The organism is Endozoicomonas sp. SESOKO3 (genome assembly GCF_024606255.1).
In genome coordinates this window covers 1-1138 of sequence record NZ_JAHHPR010000653.1, presented here as the reverse complement: position 1 = coordinate 1138, position 1138 = coordinate 1, and the positions used below count along the sequence as shown (strand labels likewise).

General features: G+C 43.3%; 1 protein-coding gene. It reads left to right on the top strand.

Features of this window, described 5'->3' with window-relative positions; translation table 11 throughout:
- On the top strand, positions 1–1138 hold a 1138-nt coding region (locus tag KDK18_RS11475), incomplete at both ends, for a hypothetical protein (protein ID WP_257255041.1).

The following is a 1138-nucleotide window of genomic DNA, read 5'->3' as shown; positions in this document are numbered from 1 at the left end:
GATACACAACTCCCGTCAACAACATTTACAAGGGGCATGATTGCTTTTTCTGGCGATCAGGGCAATAGCGGGCCGTCTCAGTCCCGTCGTGTTTCCCCCTCTAAAAAAAAAGCCGAACAAAACGGCAAGAAAAGTGAACGAAGTACTCGCTCTGACGAAAGGAAAAGTGTTGATGATAATGAGCCGCCACCGCCAGGCGGGAACCATCCGACCACACCAGCAAACGCAGTATCCCCGGCGTCCTTGCTTAAACATCTGATGCATCTCTACACAACCTCCGGGCTTCGGCCTGAAAAAGTGATCAACAGATCGAATTTTCTTTCAGAACAGCTGGGCATCAAATCAAGGGAGAAGTTTGAAACGTTTTACCATCCATGCCAATCACCCGATAGTGAAAGTGAAACATTATATAACCAGATGCTCCTGGGTTTTGATCCGAAAAACCAGCAACACATGATGCTGGCATCAAACGCTCTGCAACACTCTATACAGGTCATCGTTCATGATGGTCAGAAATATCGCTGCTATAGCGATGATAAAAACCACAATCATTCGCCTCACCAGTCTTTGAGTAAACTTGAAGATCTCCATATTTTCCTGTTTCACGAGAATCATGCTGTAAAACTGTCTCATCACAGTAACAACTTCCTGTGGTTCACTCACTTTCTGACCAGCTCCCACTTAAATAAGCAGGAAAACGATTGGCTGAGAGACAGTCAGTCTGAAAATGCTTTATGGGAACTGTTTCCAGAATGGCAAAAAGACCTTTTATTATGCCGGGAAAATCTTCAATACAACGCCATAAAATCTGCCAGCAAAGGGCCACTGAAAAAGACGTCCATAAAATCTTCCAGCACAGTGCTAAAACAGATCTTGACGACTCCCGGTGAATTCATGCAGGAAGAACAAGGACATAACCTGTTCAGGTTTTACAATAAACTAGGTCTGGTTTGCTACCCGTTCGACGATAAAGAGAACCCCGATGGAGCATTTTACATTAGCAAAAACGTCCTTGGATCGGTGGTTTTTTTCTGGCAAGACTCTGCCAGTAAATATATCTCGTTTATAGCTCCTGATCTCTCAACATCAACGATAAACGATAAATTACAGTCTTTCGATGATCATTTAAAAAATTATT